Origin of the sequence: Thermus amyloliquefaciens, from assembly GCF_000744885.1 — a bacterium.
Taxonomy (GTDB): Bacteria; Deinococcota; Deinococci; order Deinococcales; family Thermaceae; genus Thermus; species Thermus amyloliquefaciens.
Map to the genome: position 1 here is coordinate 1,199,729 of NZ_JQMV01000003.1, position 20,678 is coordinate 1,220,406.

Annotated in this window: 22 protein-coding genes; 18 read left to right on the forward strand and 4 right to left on the reverse strand. The window is 70.2% G+C overall.

Going from position 1 to position 20,678, the window contains the following annotated elements:
- The first annotated feature begins 401 nt into the window (after positions 1–401).
- From BS74_RS06435 to BS74_RS06455, 5 genes are read left to right on the forward strand one after another with little or no spacing between them, the layout of a single operon-like run.
- Positions 402–1,025, forward strand: a complete 624-nt coding sequence (locus BS74_RS06435; protein ID WP_038057113.1) for an SDR family NAD(P)-dependent oxidoreductase — start codon at positions 402–404, stop codon at positions 1,023–1,025.
- A gap of 3 nt (positions 1,026–1,028) precedes the next feature.
- Positions 1,029–1,541: a flavin reductase family protein gene (locus BS74_RS06440; RefSeq protein WP_038057117.1), complete on the forward strand. Its 513-nt coding sequence runs from the start codon at positions 1,029–1,031 to the stop codon at positions 1,539–1,541.
- Entirely contained in the window at positions 1,538–2,047 is a 510-nt protein-coding gene (locus BS74_RS06445; RefSeq protein WP_038057120.1) for a YceI family protein, read from the forward strand. Before BS74_RS06440 ends, BS74_RS06445 begins: the two co-directional genes overlap by 4 nt.
- Complete coding sequence (uvsE, locus tag BS74_RS06450; protein ID WP_038057124.1) at positions 2,044–2,919, forward strand: UV DNA damage repair endonuclease UvsE; 876 nt, start codon at positions 2,044–2,046, stop codon at positions 2,917–2,919. Before BS74_RS06445 ends, uvsE begins: the two co-directional genes overlap by 4 nt.
- Positions 2,920–2,950: 31 nt before the next feature.
- The gene (locus tag BS74_RS06455) at positions 2,951–4,156 is read left to right on the forward strand and encodes a YeeE/YedE family protein (RefSeq protein WP_038057128.1); all 1,206 of its coding nucleotides are present in this window, start codon (positions 2,951–2,953) and stop codon (positions 4,154–4,156) included.
- On the opposite strand, the gene BS74_RS06460 is transcribed toward BS74_RS06455, so the two are convergent.
- From BS74_RS06460 to carH, 3 genes are read right to left on the reverse strand one after another with little or no spacing between them, the layout of a single operon-like run.
- Positions 4,146–5,009, reverse strand: coding sequence for an NAD-dependent epimerase/dehydratase family protein (locus BS74_RS06460; protein ID WP_038057131.1), 864 nt, complete (start codon positions 5,007–5,009; stop codon positions 4,146–4,148). The genes BS74_RS06455 and BS74_RS06460 overlap by 11 nt on opposite strands.
- The gene (gene ldrP / locus BS74_RS06465; RefSeq protein ID WP_038057134.1) at positions 5,010–5,597 is read right to left on the reverse strand and encodes a transcriptional regulator LdrP; all 588 of its coding nucleotides are present in this window, start codon (positions 5,595–5,597) and stop codon (positions 5,010–5,012) included. It abuts the gene before it with no gap.
- Positions 5,594–6,430, reverse strand: a complete 837-nt coding sequence (gene carH, locus BS74_RS06470) for an HTH-type transcriptional repressor CarH (RefSeq protein ID WP_038057136.1) — start codon at positions 6,428–6,430, stop codon at positions 5,594–5,596. Before carH ends, ldrP begins: the two co-directional genes overlap by 4 nt.
- Positions 6,431–6,536: 106 nt before the next feature.
- On the opposite strand from carH, the gene BS74_RS06475 reads away from it, so the two are divergent.
- The 9 genes from BS74_RS06475 to fni all read left to right on the forward strand — a co-directional run bounded on the left by BS74_RS06475 (position 6,537) and on the right by fni (position 15,097).
- Entirely contained in the window at positions 6,537–7,385 is an 849-nt protein-coding gene (locus tag BS74_RS06475) for a phytoene/squalene synthase family protein (RefSeq protein WP_038057138.1), read from the forward strand.
- Between the two features lie 25 nt (positions 7,386–7,410).
- Positions 7,411–8,670: a deoxyribodipyrimidine photo-lyase gene (gene phr, locus BS74_RS06480; RefSeq protein WP_038057140.1), complete on the forward strand. Its 1,260-nt coding sequence runs from the start codon at positions 7,411–7,413 to the stop codon at positions 8,668–8,670.
- Between the two features lie 45 nt (positions 8,671–8,715).
- On the forward strand, positions 8,716–8,877 hold the full coding sequence (locus BS74_RS11915) for a hypothetical protein (protein WP_185747709.1): 162 nt from the start codon (positions 8,716–8,718) through the stop codon (positions 8,875–8,877).
- A 9-nt stretch (positions 8,878–8,886) separates the two neighbouring features.
- Positions 8,887–10,050, forward strand: coding sequence for a cytochrome P450 (locus BS74_RS06485; protein ID WP_038057142.1), 1,164 nt, complete (start codon positions 8,887–8,889; stop codon positions 10,048–10,050).
- The gene (locus tag BS74_RS06490; protein WP_038057145.1) at positions 10,047–10,748 is read left to right on the forward strand and encodes a lycopene cyclase domain-containing protein; all 702 of its coding nucleotides are present in this window, start codon (positions 10,047–10,049) and stop codon (positions 10,746–10,748) included. Before BS74_RS06485 ends, BS74_RS06490 begins: the two co-directional genes overlap by 4 nt.
- The gene (locus BS74_RS06495; RefSeq protein ID WP_038057149.1) at positions 10,745–11,413 is read left to right on the forward strand and encodes a lysophospholipid acyltransferase family protein; all 669 of its coding nucleotides are present in this window, start codon (positions 10,745–10,747) and stop codon (positions 11,411–11,413) included. Before BS74_RS06490 ends, BS74_RS06495 begins: the two co-directional genes overlap by 4 nt.
- Positions 11,410–12,447, forward strand: coding sequence for a glycosyltransferase family 2 protein (locus tag BS74_RS06500; RefSeq protein ID WP_038057151.1), 1,038 nt, complete (start codon positions 11,410–11,412; stop codon positions 12,445–12,447). The genes BS74_RS06495 and BS74_RS06500 overlap by 4 nt, the downstream gene beginning before the upstream one ends.
- A gap of 62 nt (positions 12,448–12,509) precedes the next feature.
- A complete protein-coding gene (gene crtI, locus BS74_RS06505; RefSeq protein ID WP_038057153.1) occupies positions 12,510–14,078 on the forward strand; it encodes a phytoene desaturase family protein in 1,569 nt (522 codons plus the stop codon).
- Positions 14,075–15,097 (forward strand): type 2 isopentenyl-diphosphate Delta-isomerase, encoded by a 1,023-nt coding sequence (gene fni, locus BS74_RS06510; protein WP_038057155.1) that lies wholly within the window; start codon positions 14,075–14,077, stop codon positions 15,095–15,097. The genes crtI and fni overlap by 4 nt, the downstream gene beginning before the upstream one ends.
- On the opposite strand, the gene BS74_RS06515 is transcribed toward fni, so the two are convergent.
- The gene (locus tag BS74_RS06515) at positions 15,075–16,019 is read right to left on the reverse strand and encodes a YbgA family protein (RefSeq protein ID WP_038057157.1); all 945 of its coding nucleotides are present in this window, start codon (positions 16,017–16,019) and stop codon (positions 15,075–15,077) included. The two genes, fni and BS74_RS06515, sit on opposite strands and share 23 nt — an antisense overlap.
- Before the next feature lie 232 nt (positions 16,020–16,251).
- Between BS74_RS06515 and BS74_RS06520 the strand changes: the two genes are divergently transcribed.
- The 4 genes from BS74_RS06520 to BS74_RS12995 all read left to right on the forward strand — a co-directional run bounded on the left by BS74_RS06520 (position 16,252) and on the right by BS74_RS12995 (position 20,677).
- Entirely contained in the window at positions 16,252–16,866 is a 615-nt protein-coding gene (locus BS74_RS06520) for a hypothetical protein (RefSeq protein WP_038057159.1), read from the forward strand.
- 67 nt (positions 16,867–16,933) lie between these two features.
- A complete protein-coding gene (locus tag BS74_RS06525) occupies positions 16,934–17,674 on the forward strand; it encodes a hypothetical protein (protein WP_038057161.1) in 741 nt (246 codons plus the stop codon).
- Positions 17,659–18,243, forward strand: a complete 585-nt coding sequence (locus tag BS74_RS06530; protein WP_038057163.1) for a hypothetical protein — start codon at positions 17,659–17,661, stop codon at positions 18,241–18,243. Before BS74_RS06525 ends, BS74_RS06530 begins: the two co-directional genes overlap by 16 nt.
- A 1-nt stretch (position 18,244) precedes the next feature.
- Positions 18,245–20,677 (forward strand): hypothetical protein, encoded by a 2,433-nt coding sequence (locus BS74_RS12995; protein ID WP_038057165.1) that lies wholly within the window; start codon positions 18,245–18,247, stop codon positions 20,675–20,677.
- Position 20,678: the final 1 nt, after the last annotated feature.

The window sequence follows — 20,678 nt, forward strand, 5'->3', positions numbered from 1 at the left end:
TTAGCCCAAGCCAAGATGGTGGGAGGGGAAGGGCGCCTGGCGCGGGCCATCGTGCGGGAGGCGGAGGCCGCCGCAGCCAGGCCTCCATGGCCAAGGCGTGGGGCAGGGTGAGGGCAAAGACCGCCCCCATGTAGGCGGCCAGGGGGTCGCGGAAGAAGGGGTAGAGGGCCAAGGCCAGGGGGTGGCCATCCAGATGGGCTACAGCCTGGCCGACCTGATCGCCAAGCCCATCTACGGCCCCTGGTCTTCGCCATCGCCCGGGCCAAGAGCCTCGAGGAGGGCTTCGGAGCCGAAACCAAGGCCGCCTAGGCCTAAAGGGGCAGGCCCGCCCTTGGGCCCCTTGCGGGCCCACGTTTCCTTGGGCTACAAAGCTCCTCCTGGAAAGGGCGTAGTTTTCAGGCATGCGGGTTTTGGTGCTGGGCGCCACCGGGGGCCTGGGTAAGGCCCTCTCCCGGCTCCTCCGGGGGGAAGAGCCCTTCCTTTCTGGGCGCCGGGCCGAGCCCCTCCGCGCCCTGGCAGCGGAGGTGGGGGGCAAGGCCCTTCCCGCGGACCTCGAGGACGAGCTGGAGGCCAAGGCCCTCCTGGAGGAGGCAGGCCCCTTGGACCTCCTCCTCCACGCGGTGGGCCGGGCAGGGCGGGCAGGGGTGCAGGAGGTGGGGCGGGATGGGCTCGAGGGGATGCTTGCCGCCCACCTCCTCACCGCCGCCTTCGCCCTCAAATACGCCCGCTTCCGCCCAGGGGCCCGGGCGGTCTTCTTCGGCGCCTACCCCGCCTACGTGCGGGTGCCGGGCTTCGGGGCTTACGCCGCGGCGAAGGCCGCCCTGGAGGCCTACCTTGAGGTGGCCCGCAAGGAGCTGCGGCGCCAGGATGTGCGCCTGGTGCTGGTGCGCCTCCCCGCGGTGGCCACGGGGCTTTGGACCCCCCTTGGGGGCCCCCCCAAGGGGGCCCTTGCCCCGGAGGAGGCGGCAAGGCGGGTGCTGGAAGGCGTCCTCAGGGAACCTCCCCCTGAGGTGTTGGAGCTTTAGGCCATGGCGCAGGAAACCCCTCAAGCCCCCTATCGGGCCTTCTTCTACCCCATGCGCCTCGCCCTCCTCTCCGTGGGGGAGAACTTCATGCCCCTGGCCTGGTGGACCCCCGTGTCCAAGAACCCGCCACGCTTCCTCTTCGCCATGGACCGGGAAAACCACACCCTCACCCTCCTCCGGGCCCTGGGGGAGGCCGCCCTCGCCTTTCTCCCCTGGGAGGAACGGGGCTGGGTGGTGCGCTCCGGTTACCTTTCGGGGCGGAGGGTGCGCAAGGCGGAAAGGCTGGGGGTGGCCCTCCGCCCCGCGCGGAGGCTTGGGCACACCTGGGTCCCGGAGAAGGCCTTGGCGGTGTACGAACTCCGGGTGGCGGAGCTCCCCCTGGAGGGGGACCACGCCCTCTTCCTGGGGGACGTGGTCCACGTGGAGGGGTCCCCCCAGGCCAAGGAGCGGCCCATCCTCTTCCTGGGCTTTCGGGATTACGCCACCTTGGGCGAGCGCTGGAGGTTTAGGCCTTGAGGCGGCTTCTCCCCTTTCTCCTCCCCCTTTTGGCCCTGGCCCAAGCCCCCTACCGGGTGGAGGGGGAGGCCCGCTACCGGGGCTTCTACACCCTGGGGAGCTGGGAGGCCAAAAACCCCACCGCCCGGGGGGAGGTCCTGTGGGACGGGGAGCGGGCCTCGGGCCGGGTCTGCCTGGAGCAGGCGGCCTGGGACTCGGGGATCGCGGAGCGGGACAAGAAGGCCCTGGAGATCCTCAGGGCCAAGGACCACCCCCGGGCCTGCCTCTACCCCCAAAGGGCCCGCTTTGAGGGAAGCCGCTTCGTGGTGGAAGGGGAGCTGGAGCTAGCGGGGAAGCGGCGGCCCGTACGGGTTGAGGGGGAGCTCCTGGGAGACCCGGCCAACGGGCTTTTCCGCGGAAGCTTCCGCACCCGTTTCTCCGAATGGGACCTGGAGCGCCCCCGTTTCCTCTTCCTGGAGGTGCGGGACGAGGTGGAGGTCTACCTGGAGGCCAGGGTGCGCCGATGATCCGCCTGGGCTACCCCTGCGAGAACCTGACCCTCAGGGCCAGCACCAACCACACCCTCCGCCTGGCCTCCCTTACGGAGGAAAGGGTCCGGGCCAAGGTGGCGGAGAACCTGAAGGACCTGGAGCGCATCCTCCGCTGGAACCGGGAGGCGGGCTTCGGCCTCTTCCGCATCGGCCAGCACCTGGTGCCCTTCGCCTCCCATCCCCATTTCCCCTACGACTGGGCCAAGGCCCATGGGGAGGAGCTCCGGCGGCTTGGGGCCCTGGCCCGGGCCCTGGGCCAGAGGCTTTCCATGCACCCCGGGCCCTACGTGAACCCGGGAAGCCCAAACCCCCAGGTGGTGGAACGCTCCCTGGCGGAGCTGCGCTACTCCGCCCGGGTCTTGGAGCTTTTGGGCGCGGAGGACGGGGTCCTGGTGCTTCACCTGGGGGGAACCCACGGGGATCGGGAAAAGGCCCTTCGCCGCTTCGTGGAAAACCTTAGGGGGGAGAAGGGGGTGCTCCGCCACCTGGCCGTGGAAAACGACGAGCGCCTTTGGGGCGTGGAGGAGGTGTTAAGGGCCGCCGAGGCCCTGGGGGTGCCCGCGGTGGTGGACACCCTGCACCACGCCCTGAACCCAGGGCGGCTTTCCCTGGGGGAGGCCCTAGGCCTGGCCTTCCCCACCTGGCGGGGGAAGCCCAAGGTGCACCTGGCGAGCCAAGACCCCTCGAGGCGCCCCGGGGCCCACGCCTTCGCCGTGGCCGAGGCGGACTGGGAGGGGCTTCTTGGGGCCTTGCCCGCCCCCGCGGACGTGATGGTGGAGGCCAAGGGGAAGGAGGGGGGCTGCCCCGGGCAGCCTTCCCGCACCCCCTGGGCGGAAAAATACCCTTGACTTTTACAGGCTCATAGGTACTATGAGGGGCATGGACGGGACGGTCCGACCCCAAGCCTTGCCCCTCCTGGTCTTCGCCCTCCTGGCCCTGGCGCTCTCCTACACGGTCCACCAGGCCTCAGGAACCCGGCTGCTCCTGGCCTTCTGGGTGGCGGTCCTCCTGGGCCTGGCCCTCTTCCACGCCAAGTTCGGCTTCGCCTCGGGCTTCCGCCGCTTCCTCCTCACGGGGGAAAGCAGGCTCCTCAGGGCCCACTTCCTCCTCTTCGCCTTGGCGTGCCTCCTCTTCTTCCCCTTCCTGGTGCAGGGGGAGGCCTTCGGCCAGGCGGTGCAGGGCTTCGCGGTGCCCGTGGGATTGGCCCTCCTGGTGGGGGCTTTCCTCTTCGGCGTCGGCATGCAGCTTGGGGACGGGTGCGCCTCCGGCACCCTGTACCACACGGGGAGCGGCGACACCCGGGGGGTTTTGGTCCTCCTGGGCTTCATGGTGGGCTCCCTCCTCGGGGTCTTCCACCTGCCCTTCTGGCAGGCCCTGCCCGCCTGGGCCCCGGGGAGCGCCCTCACCTGGTTCCCCTCCCCTTATCTGGGCCTAGCCCTTTGGCTGGGGCTCCTGGGCTTCCTCTACCTGCTGGTGTGGGCGGTGGAGAGGCGGCGCACGGGCAGGGTGGAACCCCTCTTCCGCAAGGAGGCCACCCATCCCCTCTTTGGCCCCTGGAGCCTGGCGGGAGGCGCCGCCGTGCTCGCGGTGGGCAGCCTCCTGATCCTCCTCCTGCTGGGGCGGCCTTGGGGGGTAACCGCGGCCTTCGCCCTCTGGGGGGGCAAGCTGGCCCAGGCCTTGGGCCTGCCCGTTTTGGACTGGGCCCTTTTCCACAACCCCGCCTTCGCCGAGAGGCTTGGGGAAAGCCTTCTCAAGGACCCCACCAGCGTCACCAACTTCGGCCTTTTCCTGGGGGCCTTCCTGGGGGCGGGCCTGGGCGGGGCGCTCCGCTTTAGGGACCTAAGGCGCATCCCCCTCGCCACCCACCTGGGGGTCTTCCTGGGGGGGGTGCTCATGGGCTATGGGGCCCGGCTGGCGGGGGGGTGCAACATCGGGGCCTACCTGGGGGGCACGGCCTCCTTCAGCCTCCACGGGCCCCTCTGGGGGGTCTTCGCCCTCCTGGGCACGGCCCTGGGGGTTCGCCTCCGCCCCGCCTGCCGCCTGGAGGTGGAAAACTGGCCCCAAAAGAGCCTGCCTAGCACCTGAGGTAGGTGGGGAGGACCTCCTCCAGGGCCTTGGGGGCCGGGAGGAGGTCCCTTAGGGCTTCGGGAAAGGGGGCGGTGTTCCCCCCTTTCAGCATCAGGTACTGGTCCCGGGTGAGGGGGGCAAAGGGAAGCAGGGAAAGGAGGGGCACCAGCAGGTCCATGAGGCCGAGGGGGATGGGCAAGAAGGGCTTCCGCCGCCCCAGGACCTCCATGGTGAGCTCCAGGAGCTGGCGAAAGGTGTACTCCCTGGGCCCCACCAGGTCAAAGGTCCCCTCGAGGCCCCGCTCCAAGGCCTGGACAAAGGCCTCGGCTACATCCCCCACGTGGACGGGGCGGAAGGGAAAGCGGCCGTCCCCGATGAGGGGCACGAAGGGCAAGGGGGCGCAGACCAAGCCCCGGAGCACCCCGCCGAAGAACTCGTCCCCCGGGCCGAAGATGAGGCTTGGGCGGAAGATGGCATAGCTCAGGCCGCTACTCCGCACCAGCTCCTCGCCCTCCGCCTTGGTCTCGTAGTAGCGGCTTCCCGTGCCCCGCCTCGCCCCCAGGGCGGACATGTGGAGCACCCGGCCCACCCCCGCCTGTTTCAAGGCCTGCAGGAGGTTCCGCACCCCCTCCACGTGCACCGCCCGGAAGGTCTGGCCCCTTTCCCGGATGATCCCCGCCAGGTAGATGGCCGCCTCCACCCCATGAAGGGAGGGAACCTCACGGGTGATGTCCCCCAGGAGGTGGAGGGCGCCTTTGGGAAGTTCCCCGGGCGTGCGGGAAAGGACCAGGGGGGTGTGCCCCCCCTGGAGCAACCGGGCCACCACGTGGCGGCCCACAAACCCGGTGCCTCCAACCACCAAGACACGCATCTAGGCGGCTTCCAGAAAGCCCTCCGCTTCCTGCTCCAGGGCTTTCAAGTCCAAAAGGTACACCTTGCGGTAGGCGGTGTCGATGAGGCCCTCCCGGCGCAGGTCGGAGAGGATCTTGGACACCGACTCCCGGGTGGAGGCGGTGGCGTCTGCGATCTCCTCGTGGGAGGCGGTCACGTACAGGCCCCGCTCGTCCCGGTAGGAAGCCGGGGTATCGGCCAGGAAGAGGAGGTAGCGGGCGATGCGTGCCCTAAGCTCCCCCGTCTGCAGGTGGGTTTCGTAGGCCTGGACCCGGCGCATCTGCCGGGCCAGATTCCGAACCACCTGGTGCAGGGCCTCATGGCTCATGGTTCTAGGGTCCAGCCCTTCCACCACCACCTCGGTCATGGCCTCGGCGGCGTAGCGGTAGCGCTTACCCTCCAGGGCCTCCTCCCCAAAGTAATCCCCGGGAAGGACGTGCCTGAGGGTGAGGGTGCGCCCATCGGAAAGGAGCTCCACGATGCGCACCAGACCCGTCTGCAACCGGTACAGGGTGTCCGCCCGGTCACCGGCCAAAAACACCACCTCTTTGCGGTTAAACCTCTTCATGCTCCCTCCTCCAACGCCTTGAGCAAGGCCTCCAGATCCGGCGCATAGACCGCCCCAAGACGACGGGCGGTCTCGGCATCCGCCCCCTGGCCGCCCAGGAAGACCCTGGGGGCAAGGCCCCTCAGGGAGCCCTCGGGAAGGGCTTTGAGGGTTTCTGGGAACAGGACGGAAAGCACCACCGCCTGGGCCCCCAGCTCCCGGGCGAGGCCCTCCAGGTCCGGAAGGGGGGTGTCGGGCCCCAGGTACAGGGCCGGAAACCCCCGCCGCCTCAGGTAGTAAGCGGCCAGCATGGCCCCGAGCTCGTGCCGCTCCCCAGGGGGGGTGGTCACCAGGATGGGGGCCCCCCGGGGGTAACCCGCCAGGTCCAAGAGCTCTTGCAGGCGGGAGCGCAGGAACTGGGTCGCCAGGTGTTCCTGGGCCACGTTCACCTCCCCCCGGTGCCAGGCCTCCCCCACCTCCTTCAACACCGGCACCAAGGCCCCCCGCAGGGCCCCCTCGGGGCCCCAGAGCTTGACCGAGCGGCGGAAGAGGGCCTCCGCCCGGGGCAGGTCCGCCGCCAGGAGGGCGGAAAGGAGCTCCTGGGGAAGCCCTTCCGGCCGCGCCTCCTGCGCCAGGTAGCGGCGGATGGCCACCTGGGGACTGGCCCCTTCCTCCAGCCAGCGACGGATCACCTTGAGGGCCTCCACGTCCTCCTCCCGGTAAAGGCGGTGCCCGCCCGGCGTCCTTTCCGGCTTGGGGAAGCCGTAGCGCCTCTCCCACTGCCTAAGGACCTCGGCGGAGAAGCCGGTCATGGCCTCCACCTCGGCGATGCTGTACACCCCAGGCCGGGTCATGCCCTTAGGGTACAAAAGTGAACAAGTTTTGTCAAGCTTGTGTACAGGTTTAGAGTGTGCCCGGGACAAAACTCCCCCATACCCGAGGACTTAAAATGCCTTTAACATGGAACCCGACTGGAAGCCCCTCGTGGAAATTATCCGCCGCCATTCCACCACCTTCTATCTGGGAAGCCTCCTCTTCCCTCCCACCGAGCGCAAGGGAGCCTGGGCGGTGTACGCCGCCTGCCGCCTGGGGGACGAGGCGGTGGACGGCCCCGACGGAGGCTTTGCGGCCCTAGTGGCCTGGTGGGAGGGAGTAGAGCGGGCCTACGAAAGGCGCCCGCGGGAGGCATGGGAGAAGGGCCTGGCCTGGGCCCTGGAGCGCTGGCCCATCCCCCAGGAGGCCTTCTGGGACATGCGCCAGGGCTTTGAGCGGGACCTGGGCCCCGTGCGCCTGGAAACGGAGGCGGAACTTCTCACCTACTGCTACCAGGTGGCGGGCACCGTGGGGCGGATGATCGCCCCCATCGCGGGCGGGGGGAAGGAGGTGGAGGCGAAGGCCATCCTCCTGGGCCAGGCCATGCAGCTCACCAACATCCTGCGGGACGTGGGGGAGGACCTGGAAAGGGGGCGGGTGTACCTGCCCCAGGAGCTTTTGGAGCGCTACGGGGTGCGCCTTGCCCACCTGGAAGAGGGCAGGGTCACCCCCGAGTACCGGGCCCTCATGGCCCACCTGGAGAGGCGGGCCCGGGAGCTCTACCGCGAGGGGCTGAAAGGCCTTCCGGGGCTAAGGGTGGGCCGGGCGGCCATCGCCTTGGCCGCCTTGCAGTACCAGGGCATCCTGGACAAGCTCCGGCTCATGGGCTACGACAACCTGAACCAGCGGGCCCACCTCAGGGCCTGGGAGCGCCTCCGCCTCCTCCCGCGGGCCCTGCGGCTTTCCCAAACCGGGCTTCCGGCTACGGAAGCCTGAGGCCCTAGCCCGGTACGCTCCTGCCATGTACGTGGTTTGGCATCGGGCGGACCTGCGGCTTGCCGACCACCCAGCCCTCCTCGAGGCCCTGGCCCAGGGCCCAGCGGTGGGCCTGGTGGTGCTGGACCCCAACAACCTCGCCCAGGCGAGCCCCAGGAGGCGGGCGTGGTTTTTGGCCAACGTGCGGGCCCTGAGGCGGGCCTACCGGGAGCGGGGCGGGGCCCTTTGGGTGCTCCAGGGCCTCCCTTGGGAAAAGGTGCCCGAGGCGGCCCGGGCCCTCAAGGCCAAGGGGGTCTACGCCCTCAGGAGCTACACCCCCTATGGGCGCCACCGGGACGCCCGGGTGGAGGAGGCCCTCCCCGTCCCCCTCCACCTCCTTCCCGCCCCCCACCTCATCCCCCCGGACCTCCCCAGGGCCTACCGGGTCTACACCCCCTTCAGCCGGAACCTCCGGGGGGTGGACCCACCCCTCCCCGCCCCTGAGGCCCTGCCCCGGGCCCCGGAGGAAGGGGAGGTGCCGGAGGAGGCCGCCGGCGTGCCCCTGCCCGAGCCCGGGGAGGAGGCAGCCTGGAGGCGCCTCATCCGCTTCCTGGAGGAGGGGCTTCCCCGCTACCACGAGGAGCGGGACCGGCTGGACGGGGCGGGGGGGTCGCGGCTTTCCCCCTACCTCACCCTGGGGGTCCTCTCCCCCCGCCAGGCCGCCTGGGAGGCCCTCAGGCGGGGCGGGGAGGGGGCCAGGAAGTGGGTGGCGGAGCTCCTCTGGCGGGACTTTTCCTACCACCTCCTCTACCACTTCCCCGGGATGCGGGAACACCCCCTGGATCCCCGCTTCGCCTCGCTGCCCTGGCAGGAGGACGAGGAACTCCTTTCCGCCTGGTACTTGGGCAAGACGGGGGTGCCCCTGGTGGACGCCGCCATGCGGGAGCTCCACGCCACGGGCTTCCTCTCCAACCGGGCGCGGATGGCGGTGGCCCAGTTTGCCGTGAAGTACCTCCTCCTCCCCTGGCAGAAGGCGGAAGCCCTCTTCAAGAACCTCCTCCTGGACGGGGATACCCCGCAGAACCTCCAGGGCTGGCAGTGGGCGGGGGGCCTGGGGGTGGACGCCGCCCCCTACTTCCGGGTCTTCAACCTGGTGGAGCAGGGCAAGCGGCACGACCCAGAGGGGACCTGGCTCCGCCGCTGGGCGCCGGAGTACCCCTCCTATGAACCCCAGGACCCCGTGGTGGACCTCCTCGAGGCCCGCAGGCGCTACCTGGACCTCGCCCAAAAGCTGGTGCGAGGGTAGGCCGGGCTACACCCCCGGGGGGTGTCCCCAGGGTAGGCTTGGGGCATGTTCCAGGTGAAAGACCCCCAGAGGACCCTTAGGGCCATCACCCGGTTCCGCTACGGGCTTGGGGCGCTTTTCCTCCTCCTGGCCTCGCTGCGGGAGGAAAAGACCCTCCTGGCCTTCCTCATGGCCCGCACGGGCTACTGCCCCCTCGTACGCCGCTAAGATGGCCCCATGACCGCCACCTTGAACCTCAAAGAGGCCCTGCCCGACCTGAGGCGGCTCCGGGAAGACCCCCTCGCCACCCTCCTCTCCTGGGGCCGGGCCTTCCCCCGCCTGCGGCTCCCCCTCCCCGGGATGCCCCTCCACCTGGTCTTTGACCCGGAAGGGGTGGAGCGGGTCCTCCTGGGGCCGGACGTGAAGGCCACCTTCCAGTACCGGGAGCTCTCCCGGCTCACGGGCCGGGGCCTCCTCACCGACTGGGGGGAGGCCTACAAGGCGGCCCGCAAGGCCCTCAAGGACCCCTTCCTGCCCAAGGCGGTGGCCGCCTACCGCCCGGCCCTCGAGGAGGAGGCCGAGGCCTTCTTCGCCCCCTGGAGGCCGGGGGAGAGGCGGGATTTGGACCGGGAGATGCTCCACCTCTCCCTGCGCTTCCTGGGCCGGGCCCTTTGGGGCCGGCCCCTCCCCGAGGGGATCGCCGAGCTGGCCCTTTCCGCCCTGGAACGGATCATCGCCAGGATGCAAAACCCCTTCTCCCGGCTGGACCTCCTGGCGGAGGTGCGTTTCCAAAAGCACAAAAAGGCCCTCGAGGCGGCGGCCCTCCCCCTCCTGCAAACCCCCCCCCTCTCCTCCCTTCCCCGGAAGAGGGCCCTGGCCGAGGCCAAGACCCTCCTGGTGGCGGGGCACGAGACCACGGCCAGCGCCCTCTCCTGGACCCTCTACCTCCTCTCCCACAGGCCCGACTGGCAGGAAAAGGTGGCCCAAAGCGAGGCCCACGCCCTGGCCGCCTTCCAGGAGGCCCTAAGGCTCTACCCCCCCGCCTGGATCCTGACCCGGAAGGCGGAGGCCCCCTGGGACCTGGGGAAGGAAGGGGTGCCCGCGGGAACCACCCTGGTCCTCTCCCCCTACGTGACCCACCGCCTCTACTTCCCCGAGGGGGAGGCCTTCCTGCCCGAGCGCTTCCTGGGGCAAAGGGGCACCCCTTCCGGGCGGTACTTCCCCTTCGGCCTGGGCAAGAGGCTCTGCCTGGGGCGGGACTTCGCCCTCCTGGAAGGCCCCGTGGCCCTCATGGCCTTCTTCCGCCGCTTCCGCCTCGCCCCCCTTCCCGAGCCTCGAGTGCACGCCGGGGTCACCCTGCGGCCCCAAGGGGGCCTGTGGGTTACCTTGGAGGGGGCATGACCTACCTGCAGTTCCACCTGGTCTTCCTCCTGCCCCCCCTCCTCCTGCTCCTCCTCTGGGCCCGGCCCAGGCCTCCAAGGCGCCTCGCCTACCTCCTCATGCCCCTCATCGCCCTCCTCTACACCACCCCCTGGGACAACTACCTGGTCTGGAAGGGGGTCTGGGGCTACCCCGAGGGGCGGGTCCTCTTCCGCATCGGGTACGTGCCCCTGGAGGAATACCTCTTCTTCCTCCTCCAGCCCCTCCTCACCGGGGCCCTCCTCCTCCGCCTGGCGGGGGAGCCCCCAAGCCCGGGCCCGGGCCTCGCCCGGGTGGTGGGCGGAGGCTTCTGGCTCCTCCTGACCGCCTCGGGCGTGATGCTCCTGGCCCTGGGGGGCCCCTACCTCTACCTGGGCCTCATCCTGGCCTACTTCTCCCCCGTCTTCCTGTTGCAGTGGGCCTTCGGGGGGGATCTCCTCCTGGCCTGGCGCAGGCCTCTTCTCCTTGGGGTCCTCCTCCCCACCCTCTACCTCTGGTTCGCCGACCTCTGGGCCATCGCCCGGGAGGGGATCTGGTGGATCTCCGAGGCCTACACCCTGGGGGTGAAGCCCTGCGGCCTGCCCCTGGAGGAGATGGTCTTCTTCCTCTTCACCAACCTGGCGGTGGTGCAGGGCCTCCTCCTGGCCTGGCACCCCGAGGCCCTGAGGCGCCTGCGATGAGGCTTAGCCCAAAACGCCCCTTTGCCCGCCTGCTCAAAGCCCTGGTGGAGGGCATACTCTGGGCTTCCCTCCAGCGAAGCCTCCGGGGGGTCTACCTCAGGGGAGAGGTGCCGCCCGGTCCCCTGGTCCTCATCATGAACCACCACAGCTACTTTGACGGCCACCTGGTCTGGCTGCTGGGGAGGCGCCACCGCCGCCCCTTGAGCCTCTTGGTGGCGGAGGAGAACCTGAGGGCCTTCCCCATCCTGGCCCTGGCGGGAGCCCTGGAGGCAGGGCGGGTGCGGGAGGCCTTGCGCCGCCTAGGGCGGGAAGAGTGGGTGGCGGTCTTCCCCGAGGGGGAGATGCGCTACCCCGGCCCCCTGGGCCCCTTACGCCCGGGGGCGGCCTGGCTCTCCGCCCGGGCCGGGGTGCCCCTTCTCCCCGTGGCCTGCCGGGTGGTCCTCAGGGGCTTTGAGCACCCCGAGGCCTTCCTCTGGGTGGGGGAACCCCTCCCCCCGGGGGACGACCCCTCCAGGCCCCTGGGGGAACTCCTGGCCCACCTGGATGCCCTCCTGGCCCGGACCCACCCCCGCCAGGTCCCCGAGGGCTTCCGGGAAGTCCTACGGGGGCGGCGGAGCCTGGAGGAGCGGGTGCGCCCCCTGGTGGAGGCCCTAAAGCGGCTATGAACCCCTTCCAGGCCTTTGACTTCTTCTTCGGGGTCTTCCTCTTCCTCCTCCTGCGCTGGCTGGCCCTCCTCCACAACCTCCTCCGCTTCCCCCGCCTGGGGCCCAGGCCCACCCCCGCCCACCCCTCGGTCTCCCTCCTGGTCCCGGCCCGGAACGAGGCGGAAAACCTGAGGCGCACCCTCCCCACCCTCCTGCGGCAGGGCGCCCTGGAGGTCCTGGTCCTGGACGACGGCTCGGAGGACGGAACGGCGGAGGTGGCCCTGGAGCTGGGAAGGGGCCAACCGGGCTTCCGCCTCCTAAAGGGCAAGCCCCTCCCCCCGGGGTGGACCGGCAAGAACTGGGCCTGCTGGCAGCTGGCCCAGGAGGCCCGGGGGGAGGTCCTGGTCTTCACCGACGCGGACGTGCGCTGGCGGGAGGGGGCCCTGGGGGGGTTGTTGGGGGCTCTGGAGGGGGTGGATCTCCTCTCCGCCCTGCCCCAACAGGAGGCCCAGGGGCTTTGGGTGGCGGCCACGGTGCCCTTCGTGATGGGGGGCCTCTTTTCCTTCCTGCCCCATCCCCTGCTGGAGGCCCTGCGGGTGGCCAACGGCCAGGTGCTGGCCTTCCGCCGGGAGGCCTACTTCGCCCAAGGAGGCCACCAGGCGGTACGGGGCGAGGTGCTGGAGGACGTGGCCCTGGCAAGGCGGGCGCATAGGTTCCGCCTGGCCCTGGGCACGGCCCTTTTTTCCGTGGAGATGTACCGCAGCTACCGGGAGGTGGTGGAGGGGTTTAGCAAGAACTTCCTGGAAATCCACCTCAAGAACCCCGCGGTCCTCCTGGGAAGCGCCTTCTACCACCTTTCCCTCTACACCCTCCCCTGGCTCCTCGGGCGCTGGGACCTGGGGGCGCTGGGGCTCCTGGAGCGCCTCGTGGCCCAAAGGGCCCTGGGGGGAACCCCCTGGCAGGCCCTCCTCACCCCCTTGGCCCCGGTCCTCCTCCTCCCCGTCTACCTCCGGGCCCTCCTCCCGGGCAAGCGGTGGAAGGGGCGGGCGGTTTAGGGCCAGGGCAGTGTGGGCCCGGCCCAACTTCCCCCTTGGCCCCACCTGGTAAACTCCCCTCCATGCGGGCCATCGTCATTGGAAGCGGGGTGGGCGGGCTTTCCGCCGCCATTCGCCTGGCGGCCATGGGCCTCGAGGTCCTGGTCCTGGAGAAGCTGGACGGCCCCGGGGGCCGGGCCCGGGTGCACCGGGCGGAGGGCTTCACCTTTGACATGGGCCCCACGGTGATCACCGTGCCCCAGTTTTTGGAGGACCTCTTCGCCACCCGTCCCGGGGAGCCCCGGCTCTACCCCGACTTTCCCCAGGAGGAGGGCCTTCGGCACACCCCGCGGTACGTGGAGATCGTCCCCTTAGACCCCTTCTACCGCATCCACTTCCCCGACGGCACCCACTTTGACTACAACAACGACCGGGAGCACCTCCTCGGGGAGATCCGGCGCCTGGCCCCGGAGGACCTGGAGGGCTACCTCCGCTTTGAGGAGGCGGCCCGGGCCATCTTCCAGCGGGGCTTCTTGGAGCTGGGCTTCACCCACTTCGGAAGCCTCCTGGACCTCCTCAAGGTGGCCCCTGACCTCCTCAGGCTGGATGCGGTCCGCCCCCTCTTCTCCTTCGTGAAGAAGTACTTCCAAAACCCCAAGATGCGCCGGGTCTTCTCCTTTGAAAGCCTCCTCATCGGCGGGAACCCCCTCTCGGTCCCCGCCATCTACACCATGATCCACTTCGTGGAGCGCCACTGGGGGGTGCACTTCGCCATGGGGGGCACGGGCGCCCTGGTGCGGGGGCTGGTGCGCAAGCTGGAGGAGCTGGGAGGGCGGATCCGCTACGGGGCCCCCGTGCGCCGCATCCTCACCCGAAACCGCAAGGCGGTGGGGGTGGTCCTGGAAAGCGGCGAGCGCCTAGACGCCGACCTGGTGGTCTCCAACGCCGACTACGTGCACACCTACGGGGAGCTCCTGGCCCCGGAGGACCGACGCTGGCACGGCGACTGGCGCCTTAGGCGCACCCGGCTTTCCATGAGCCTCTTCGTGGCCTACTTCGGCTTCCGGGCCCGGGGGGACGAGGGCGAAAGGCTCCGCCACCACAACGTCCTCCTCTCGGAGCGCTACGAGGGGCTCCTGCAGGACATCTTCGGGCGGAAGGTCCTCCCTGAGGACTTCGCCCACTACCTCCACCTGCCCACCCTCACCGACCCCTCCCTGGCCCCCCCGGGGCACCACGCCGCCTACACCCTGGTGCCCGTGCCCCACAACGGGAGCGGCCTGGACTGGCGGGAGCTCGGGCCCCGCTACCTGGAGAAGGCCCTGAGGTACCTGGACGAGGCGGGCTACCTGCCCGGGCTCATGGACCGCCTGGTCTACACCCACTTCATCACCCCGGACTACTTCCAATGGACCCTGAACAGCCACCTGGGCAACGCCTTCGGCCCCGAACCCGTGCTCTGGCAGACGGCCTCTTTCCGGCCCCACAACCGCTCGGAGGACGTCAAGGGCCTCTACCTGGTGGGCCAGAGCTACCAGCCGGGGGCGGGGCTTCCCAGCGTGATGATGTCCGCCAAGATGACCGCCAGGCTCATCGCCCACGACCTGGGCCTGGAGCGGGCGCCCAAAGCCCTCCTGGAGGCCGCGCCTTGAGCACCCTGAAGCGGAAGCGGAAGCACCTGGAGGCCTGCCTGGAGGGCGAGGTGGCCTACCAGAGGACCACCACGGGCCTCGAGGGCTACCGCCTCCGCTACCAGGCCCTGGCGGGCCTGGCCCTGGGCCAGGTGGACCTCACCACCCCCTTTTTGGGCAAGGTCCTGAAGGCCCCCTTCCTCATCGGGGCCATGACCGGGGGGGAGGCCATGGGCGAGCGGATCAACCTGGCCCTGGCCGAGGCGGCGGAGACCCTGGGGGTGGGGATGATGCTGGGCTCAGGGCGCATCGTCCTGGAAAGGCCCGAGGCCCTCCGGAGCTTCCGGGTGCGCAAGGTGGCCCCAAAGGTACTCCTCATCGCCAACCTGGGCCTGGCCCAGCTCCGGCGCTACGGCCGGGACGACCTCCTCCGCCTGGTGGAGATGCTGGAGGCGGACGCCTTGGCCCTGCACGTGAACCCCCTGCAGGAGGCGGTGCAAGGGGGGGACACGGACTTCCGGGGGCTTTTGGAACGCCTGCAAGCCCTTCTTCCCCTCCCCTTCCCCGTGCTGGTGAAGGAGGTGGGCCACGGGCTTTCCCGGGAGGCGGCCTTGGCCCTAAAGGGGCTCCCCCTGGCGGCGGTGGACGTGGCCGGGGCCGGGGGGACGAGCTGGGCCAGGGTGGAGGAGTGGGTGCGCTATGGGGAGGTGCGCCACCCGGAGCTCTGCGAGATCGGCATCCCCACGGCAAGGGCCATCCAGGAGGTGCGGGAGGTCCTCCCCGAGGTGCCCCTCATCGCCTCCGGGGGGATCTACACGGGCACGGAGGCGGTGAAGGCCCTGGCCCTGGGCGCCGACCTGGTGGCGGTGGCAAGGCCCCTCCTGAGGCCGGCCCTGGAGGGCCCGGAGGCCGTGGCCGCCTTCCTGGAGGATTACCTCATGGAGATGCGCACCGCCCTCTTCGCCATCGGGGCCAGGACCCCAAAGGAGGCCCGGGGGCGGATTGAGCCATGGCCGCCTAGGTGGTCCTCAGATCCATGAGGGCCCTGGGGTAGGGCTCAAAGAGGGCCTGGCCCTCCAGGTAGCCCTCCCCGAAGCGCAAGGCCCAGGACCTGAGGAGGGCCAGGGGGGCCTCGAGGGGCACCCTTTCCTCCCGGAAATCCGCGAGAAGGTCCAGGAAATGGGCCTTTTCCTTGGGGGAAAGAATCCCCTTAAAGTGGCCAAAGGCGTGGAGGAGGGCATCCGCCATGGAGGGCAAGCGGAAGGGAAGCCGGGTGGCCCGCAAAAACCCCTCCTCGTAGGCCTGGCGGAGTTCCGCAAAGGGCCTGCCCTTCCCCTCCGCCAGGAGCCGGCCCAAGGCCCGGGCCTCCGCCTGGTGATGGGCGTGGAGGAGGAGCTTGTAGCGGGCATGGAAGGCCATGAGGCCGGGGAGGTCCTGCACCCGCCGCAGCCGGGCCAGGGCAAAGATCCGCATGAGAAAGTGGGCCCGAAGGCGGGCGTTGGTGAGCCGCCCTTCGTCCTCCTTGGGTAGGAGGGGAAAGGCCTCCTCCACCGCCCGGGCAAAAAGCCCAGGCCCCCGGGCCACCGCCCCTCCCCGATCGGGGTAGGCGTACACCTTGGCGTCCTTGAGGGCGCAGGAGGGGGAGCGGTTTTTCAGGATGAACCCCTCCACCTGCCCCAAGGAGGCGAGAAACCCCTGGCTGAAGGCCTCCATCCTCTCGGTTAGGTCCTCCCCCGTGAGGGGCTGGACCATGCGCACCCCCTCCCCTTCCCGCACCAGGCGCACCGGGGGCCTCGGCACCCCCAGGCCGATGGCCACCTCGGGACACACGGGGACAAAATCCAGATGCTTCCCCAAGGCAGCCACCATCCGATCGGGTATCAGCTCCCCTGAATAGCGCACCGCGGCAAAGCCCAAACAGGCGCTCACCACCACCCTGGGCCTCGGCCAGAAAGGCTCCATGGCCTCATTGTTCCACGGCCTTCCCGGGTAAAGCGTGGCCCTGGCTAAAGATCCTGAGGGGCTATTCCCCTCGTGCTATGCCCAAAGGGCAAAACCTTCACACGGCTTTCACACCATACGCTAAGATGGAACCTGTAGGGGAGGCGTAGAACCCTCACACCCCAAGATGGGCGCCAAGGGGGGAGGGCGAGCCAGTGGCGCAACCGGCCCCGAACCTTTTTGGAGGTGGAAGATGCGCAAGCTGGTAGCACTTATGGCCCTTTTGGCAGGTCTGGCCCTGGCCCAGACCACCGACAACCACACGGTGACGGTCAACATCCCCTCCATCCTGAGCCTCCAGATCGACGCCACGGATTTCCTCTTCGACTTCGGCGACCAGAACCTGAACGGGACGGAGACCGTGACGGTGAACGGCACCCCCTACACCAAGGCCTCCCTCGCCGCTTATGACAACTTCATTGACAACGCCACGGGCACCCAGCTCTTTGCCCCCACCAGCGTGACCGGCACCGGGGGTAACGACTGGGCCACCGCCACCGTTCGCTCCAACCGGGCCCAGTGGACCGTGGCCATCACCTCCATTGGGGGCACACTAGCTGCCCCACTGAACAATGGCCGGGTCAAGGTATTCGCCGAGAAGGTTTCCGGAAAGGGGGCCTCTTGGACCTCCGTGCCCACGCCCGTCAACGCCTCGAGCCCCCTCACCCTCTTCAACGCCGGCTCCGGGGGGCAGGGCAAGTCCACCTACAAGCTCTACTATCTGCTGGAGATGGACATCAACGACGACATCTCCATGGCGGGCTACAGCGGCCAGATCACCCTCAACTACACCCTCACGAGCCCCTAGGAAACCCCAAGGCATAAAAGCGCCCCCAGACGCCCCCTCGTCCTGGGGGCGCTTTGTCCGGAGCACCATGAGAAAAGCCATCATCCTTCTTTTCGCCCACCTCCCCCTCTCCCTGGCCCAGGTGAACCTGACCCTTTCCCCCGCCCGGGTGGAGCTCTCCCTGGCCCCAGGCGAGGCCTTCACCCTTCCCGTCACCCTCCGAAACGGCCTCCCCCGGGAGGAGCCCCTCACGGTCCGCCTCTCCCCCTTCCGGGTGCGGGAGGACGGGGGCGTGGAGGAGCTCACCACGGGGGATGAGCTCTGCCGGGCCCTCCAGGTCCGGCCCTCTGCCTTCACCGTGCCCGGGGGAGGGGAGGTGCAGGTCCTCTTGGAGGGCAAGGCCCCGGCGGGGGAGGGGACCCTGGCTTGTCTAGTGGTCTTCACCGCCCAGCCCCGGGCGGGGGGGCAAGGGGGGGTCCGGCTCTCCCTGCGCCCGGAGATCGGCCTGGCGGTCTACGTGACCCTCAGGGGCACGGAGCGCCCCTCCCTGCGGGCGGGGCTTGGGGGGGAAGGGAAGGCCTTGCCCGTGGTCCTGGAAAACCCCGGCAACGTCCTCCAGCGGGTGAGCGGGGAGGTCCTGGTCCTGGACGGGGAGGGGAAGGAGGTGGCCCGCCTCTTTCTGGAGGAGGTCCCCATCTGGCCGGGGGGCGGGAGGAGGCTTTTCCTGGAGCCGGAAAGCCCCTTGCCCCCGGGGCGCTACCGCGTGGTCCTGGTGCTCCAAAGCGCCTACGGGCGCTACGCCACGGAGGGGGTATGGGTCGTGCCCTAGCGGTCCTAGCCTTCCTTCTCCTGCCTGCCTTTGCCCAACGCCTCCAGTGCGACGCCACGGACGTGCGCTTTGACTTCTCCGATCCCGGCCCCCTAACCTTCGTGGGAAGCTACCCCGTGGCCAACCTGGCGGGCTACCTCCACCTCTTTGACGTGGGGAACCCCCTCCGGTTCCTCCCCACGGGGGTGGTGGGGGGAAGCCAGCCCCACCGGGTGGTGTGCAGGGTGACCACCCCACGGATTGGGGGTGGGGGAGGCACCCAGTGCGGGGCGGGCACCACCTGGTGCCTCAGGATCTCCAGCCCCACGGGAAGCCTTCCCCCTCCCCTGGTGGCCAACACCCACCTCCTGGTGCAGGTCCAAGTGGTCTCGGGAAACGCCACCAGCCACGCCCCCTCCCCCACCCGCATCGGGAACCTGCCCGACAACTGGGGCCTGGCCAGCATCGCCAGAAATACCACCGCCACCCTCTGGATCTGGTTCTACCTGGAGCTGGACCCAAACGCCTCCTTCCCTACCCTTCCCGCAGGGGGCACCCTAACCCTCACCTACCGCCTGCGAAACGACTGAGATGCGCCTACTTCTCCCTCTCCTCCTGGCCCTGGGCCTAGCCCTGGGTAAGGCCCTCCCCGCGGAGCCAGGCCAGGCCCTCACCCTGGTCTTCCCCGGCCTAGCGGAAGGCCCCCTCAGCTGGAGCGTGGGGCCCTTCCGCCCCCTCCTCCTCCCCGAGAGGGCGGCGGGGCTGGCGGTGGCGGTGCTGGAGGTGCCCCTAAAGGTGCCCCCGGGGACCTACCCCGTCTGCCTCCGCCAAGGGGAGAAGGAGGCCTGCCAGGAGGTGCAGGTGCCCAGGGTGGAGCGCCTCGAGGCCCAGGTGCCCGCCCGGGCCCAGGGAAGCGTGAACATCCTCCTGAGAAATAGCGGGAACGTGCCCCTCAGGGTGCGCCTGGCCCCTGCTCCGGAGAGCGAGCTCTTCTTCCCCGCCCAGGAGGTCACCCTGGCCCCCGGGGAGGAGCGGGCCCTAGGGCTTTTCCTGGAGCCTGGGGAACTCCTCCTGGTCCTCGCCCACGGGGGGGAGGAAAGGCGGTACCTGGTGCGGGTGGAGGGGGAGGAAGGCCCGCCCCCCTACCGCCTGCGGGGCCTCCTGGAGGGAGGGGTTCCGGGGCCGTGGGGGGGCTTCTCCCTGCAGGGGGCCCTGGCCAAGGAGGCGAGCCTCTCCCTGAGGGTGGAGGCGGAAAGGGGGGTGGTGGCCAAGGGGAGCTTCGCCTTGGGCCCCTACGCCCTGGAGGCCTCCACCCTCCCCGCCTTGGCCGTGCGGTACCGGGAAGGCCCCTTCTCCTTGCGCCTGGCCTACCCTTGGGCCCTGGAGGGGGAGTGGAGCCAAGGGGGGGAGGTGTACCGCCTGGAGGTCTCCCCCCAGGCCCTAAGGGGGGCCTACGCCCGCCCGGGGTTTTCCCTCCAGGGGGCCTTTGCCGGAAGCCCCTCCTTCCGCCTGGAGTACGCCCACGGGGAAGGGGCCTACCGTCTGGCCTGGGAGGGAGGGCTTTCCCTTGGGGGGAGCTTCCCCGGGTTTTCCCTGGAGGCCCTCCTCTACCCGGACTTTCGCCTGCGGGCCCTGGGCTATGGCCGATTAGGCGAACTCCCCTACCACGCGGAGGCCATCTGGAGCCAAGGGGGTTTGGGCCTTTCCGGCGGGGTTTCCCTCCCCCTTGGTGAAGCGACCCTAAGCCTGCGGGGAGGCTTGGGGGCCTCCTTGGGCCTGGGCCTTTCCGTGGAGGGACGCATGGGGGGTTTGGGCTTCCAAGGGGGGGCGGGGCTTTCCCCTGCCGGGGCTTCCCTGGAGGGGCGGCTTGCCTACGGGGAGGGGCCTTGGTCCTTGCGGCTTGCGGGGAGTCTGGCCCCTGGGGGAAGCCGGTGGGAGCTTTCCGGGGCCTACGCCTTCAGCCTGCCCGTGCCCCAGGAGGTCTCCCTGGCCCTGGGGGGCGGGGACTGGCTTTTGGTGGAGGGGGTGGTGGAGGTGCTGGGCAAGCCCCTCCCAGGGGCCAGGGTAACGGGAGGGTACGCCCCGGCGGTGGCGGACGGGAAAGGGCGGTTCCGCCTGTACCTGCCCAGGAACGGGGCCAGGGTGCGGGTCCTCCCACCCCCGGGGTCCTTGGCCTTCCCAGGGGAGGCCGAGGCCAGGCCGGGAGGGCCCCTGCGCCTCTCCCTGCCCCCGGGGGCCCTCCTCTCCCTGGCCTGCGAGGGGGAGGGACGGGGTGCCCACGCCCTGGGCCCCCAGGGCACCTTCCTGCCCTGCGGGGGGGAGGCCCTGCTACCCCCAGGGAGGTACCGCCTCCTCCCAGACGCCCTCCCGGGGTCCCGGGGGGAGGCGGTGGAGGTGGAGCTTCCCCCCTTAGGACGGGTGGAGGCCAGGGTGCGCTTCCTCCCGGTTTTGGCGCAAGCGGTGGAGGCCCCCTTGGCCCTCGAGGTGGAGGTAAAGCCCAAGGCGGCGGCCCCAGGGGAGGTGGTGCGCCTGGCCCTGCGAGGGGCCCCCTCCGGGGCGAGGCTAGAGGTCTACCAGGGGGAAGCCCTCCTTTGGGAAAGCCCCTTCGGGGACTCCCTGGCCTTCCAGGTGCCCTGGGAAGCCGAGGGGCCTCTCCGCCTCCGCCTACGGGGGGAGGGCTGGCAGAAGGAGGTGCTCCTGCCCGTGGACAAGGGGCGTCCCCTCCTGGAAGCCCGCCTCCAGCCTCCCCGGGCCCATCCCGGGGGAGAGGTGGCCCTGGAGGTCCGGGTCCATTTCCCCGCGGAGGGGGTGGAGGTGGTCCTGCCCGGGGAGAAGGGCCTTCCCCTTGCCCCTGAAGGGGACGGGGAGGGCCTTTTCCGAGGCACCCTGACCCTCACCCCGGACCTCCTGGCCCATGCCCTTCCCGTAAGCGAGCGCTGGTGGGGCCTGGGGCTTTGGGTGAGGGCCTGGCAGGGGGAGAGGCGGGTGGAGGTGCCCCTTCGGCTTCTGGTGAGCCGGCCGTAGG

Excerpts from the sequence above, each read along its gene's own strand:
- BS74_RS06435 (WP_038057113.1), top strand. The coding sequence starts at position 402 with ATGCGGGTTTTGGTGCTGGGCGCCACCGGGGGCCTGGGTAAGGCCCTC.
- BS74_RS06440 (WP_038057117.1), top strand. The coding sequence starts at position 1,029 with ATGGCGCAGGAAACCCCTCAAGCCCCCTATCGGGCCTTCTTCTACCCC.
- uvsE (WP_038057124.1), top strand. The coding sequence starts at position 2,044 with ATGATCCGCCTGGGCTACCCCTGCGAGAACCTGACCCTCAGGGCCAGC.
- BS74_RS06455 (WP_038057128.1), top strand. The coding sequence starts at position 2,951 with ATGGACGGGACGGTCCGACCCCAAGCCTTGCCCCTCCTGGTCTTCGCC.
- BS74_RS06460 (WP_038057131.1), bottom strand. The coding sequence starts at position 5,009 with ATGCGTGTCTTGGTGGTTGGAGGCACCGGGTTTGTGGGCCGCCACGTG.
- ldrP (WP_038057134.1), bottom strand. The coding sequence starts at position 5,597 with ATGAAGAGGTTTAACCGCAAAGAGGTGGTGTTTTTGGCCGGTGACCGG.
- carH (WP_038057136.1), bottom strand. The coding sequence starts at position 6,430 with ATGACCCGGCCTGGGGTGTACAGCATCGCCGAGGTGGAGGCCATGACC.
- BS74_RS06475 (WP_038057138.1), top strand. The coding sequence starts at position 6,537 with ATGGAACCCGACTGGAAGCCCCTCGTGGAAATTATCCGCCGCCATTCC.
- phr (WP_038057140.1), top strand. The coding sequence starts at position 7,411 with ATGTACGTGGTTTGGCATCGGGCGGACCTGCGGCTTGCCGACCACCCA.
- BS74_RS11915 (WP_185747709.1), top strand. The coding sequence starts at position 8,716 with ATGTTCCAGGTGAAAGACCCCCAGAGGACCCTTAGGGCCATCACCCGG.
- BS74_RS06485 (WP_038057142.1), top strand. The coding sequence starts at position 8,887 with ATGACCGCCACCTTGAACCTCAAAGAGGCCCTGCCCGACCTGAGGCGG.
- BS74_RS06490 (WP_038057145.1), top strand. The coding sequence starts at position 10,047 with ATGACCTACCTGCAGTTCCACCTGGTCTTCCTCCTGCCCCCCCTCCTC.
- BS74_RS06495 (WP_038057149.1), top strand. The coding sequence starts at position 10,745 with ATGAGGCTTAGCCCAAAACGCCCCTTTGCCCGCCTGCTCAAAGCCCTG.
- BS74_RS06500 (WP_038057151.1), top strand. The coding sequence starts at position 11,410 with ATGAACCCCTTCCAGGCCTTTGACTTCTTCTTCGGGGTCTTCCTCTTC.
- crtI (WP_038057153.1), top strand. The coding sequence starts at position 12,510 with ATGCGGGCCATCGTCATTGGAAGCGGGGTGGGCGGGCTTTCCGCCGCC.
- BS74_RS06515 (WP_038057157.1), bottom strand. The coding sequence starts at position 16,019 with ATGGAGCCTTTCTGGCCGAGGCCCAGGGTGGTGGTGAGCGCCTGTTTG.
- BS74_RS06520 (WP_038057159.1), top strand. The coding sequence starts at position 16,252 with ATGCGCAAGCTGGTAGCACTTATGGCCCTTTTGGCAGGTCTGGCCCTG.
- BS74_RS06525 (WP_038057161.1), top strand. The coding sequence starts at position 16,934 with ATGAGAAAAGCCATCATCCTTCTTTTCGCCCACCTCCCCCTCTCCCTG.
- BS74_RS06530 (WP_038057163.1), top strand. The coding sequence starts at position 17,659 with ATGGGTCGTGCCCTAGCGGTCCTAGCCTTCCTTCTCCTGCCTGCCTTT.
- BS74_RS12995 (WP_038057165.1), top strand. The coding sequence starts at position 18,245 with ATGCGCCTACTTCTCCCTCTCCTCCTGGCCCTGGGCCTAGCCCTGGGT.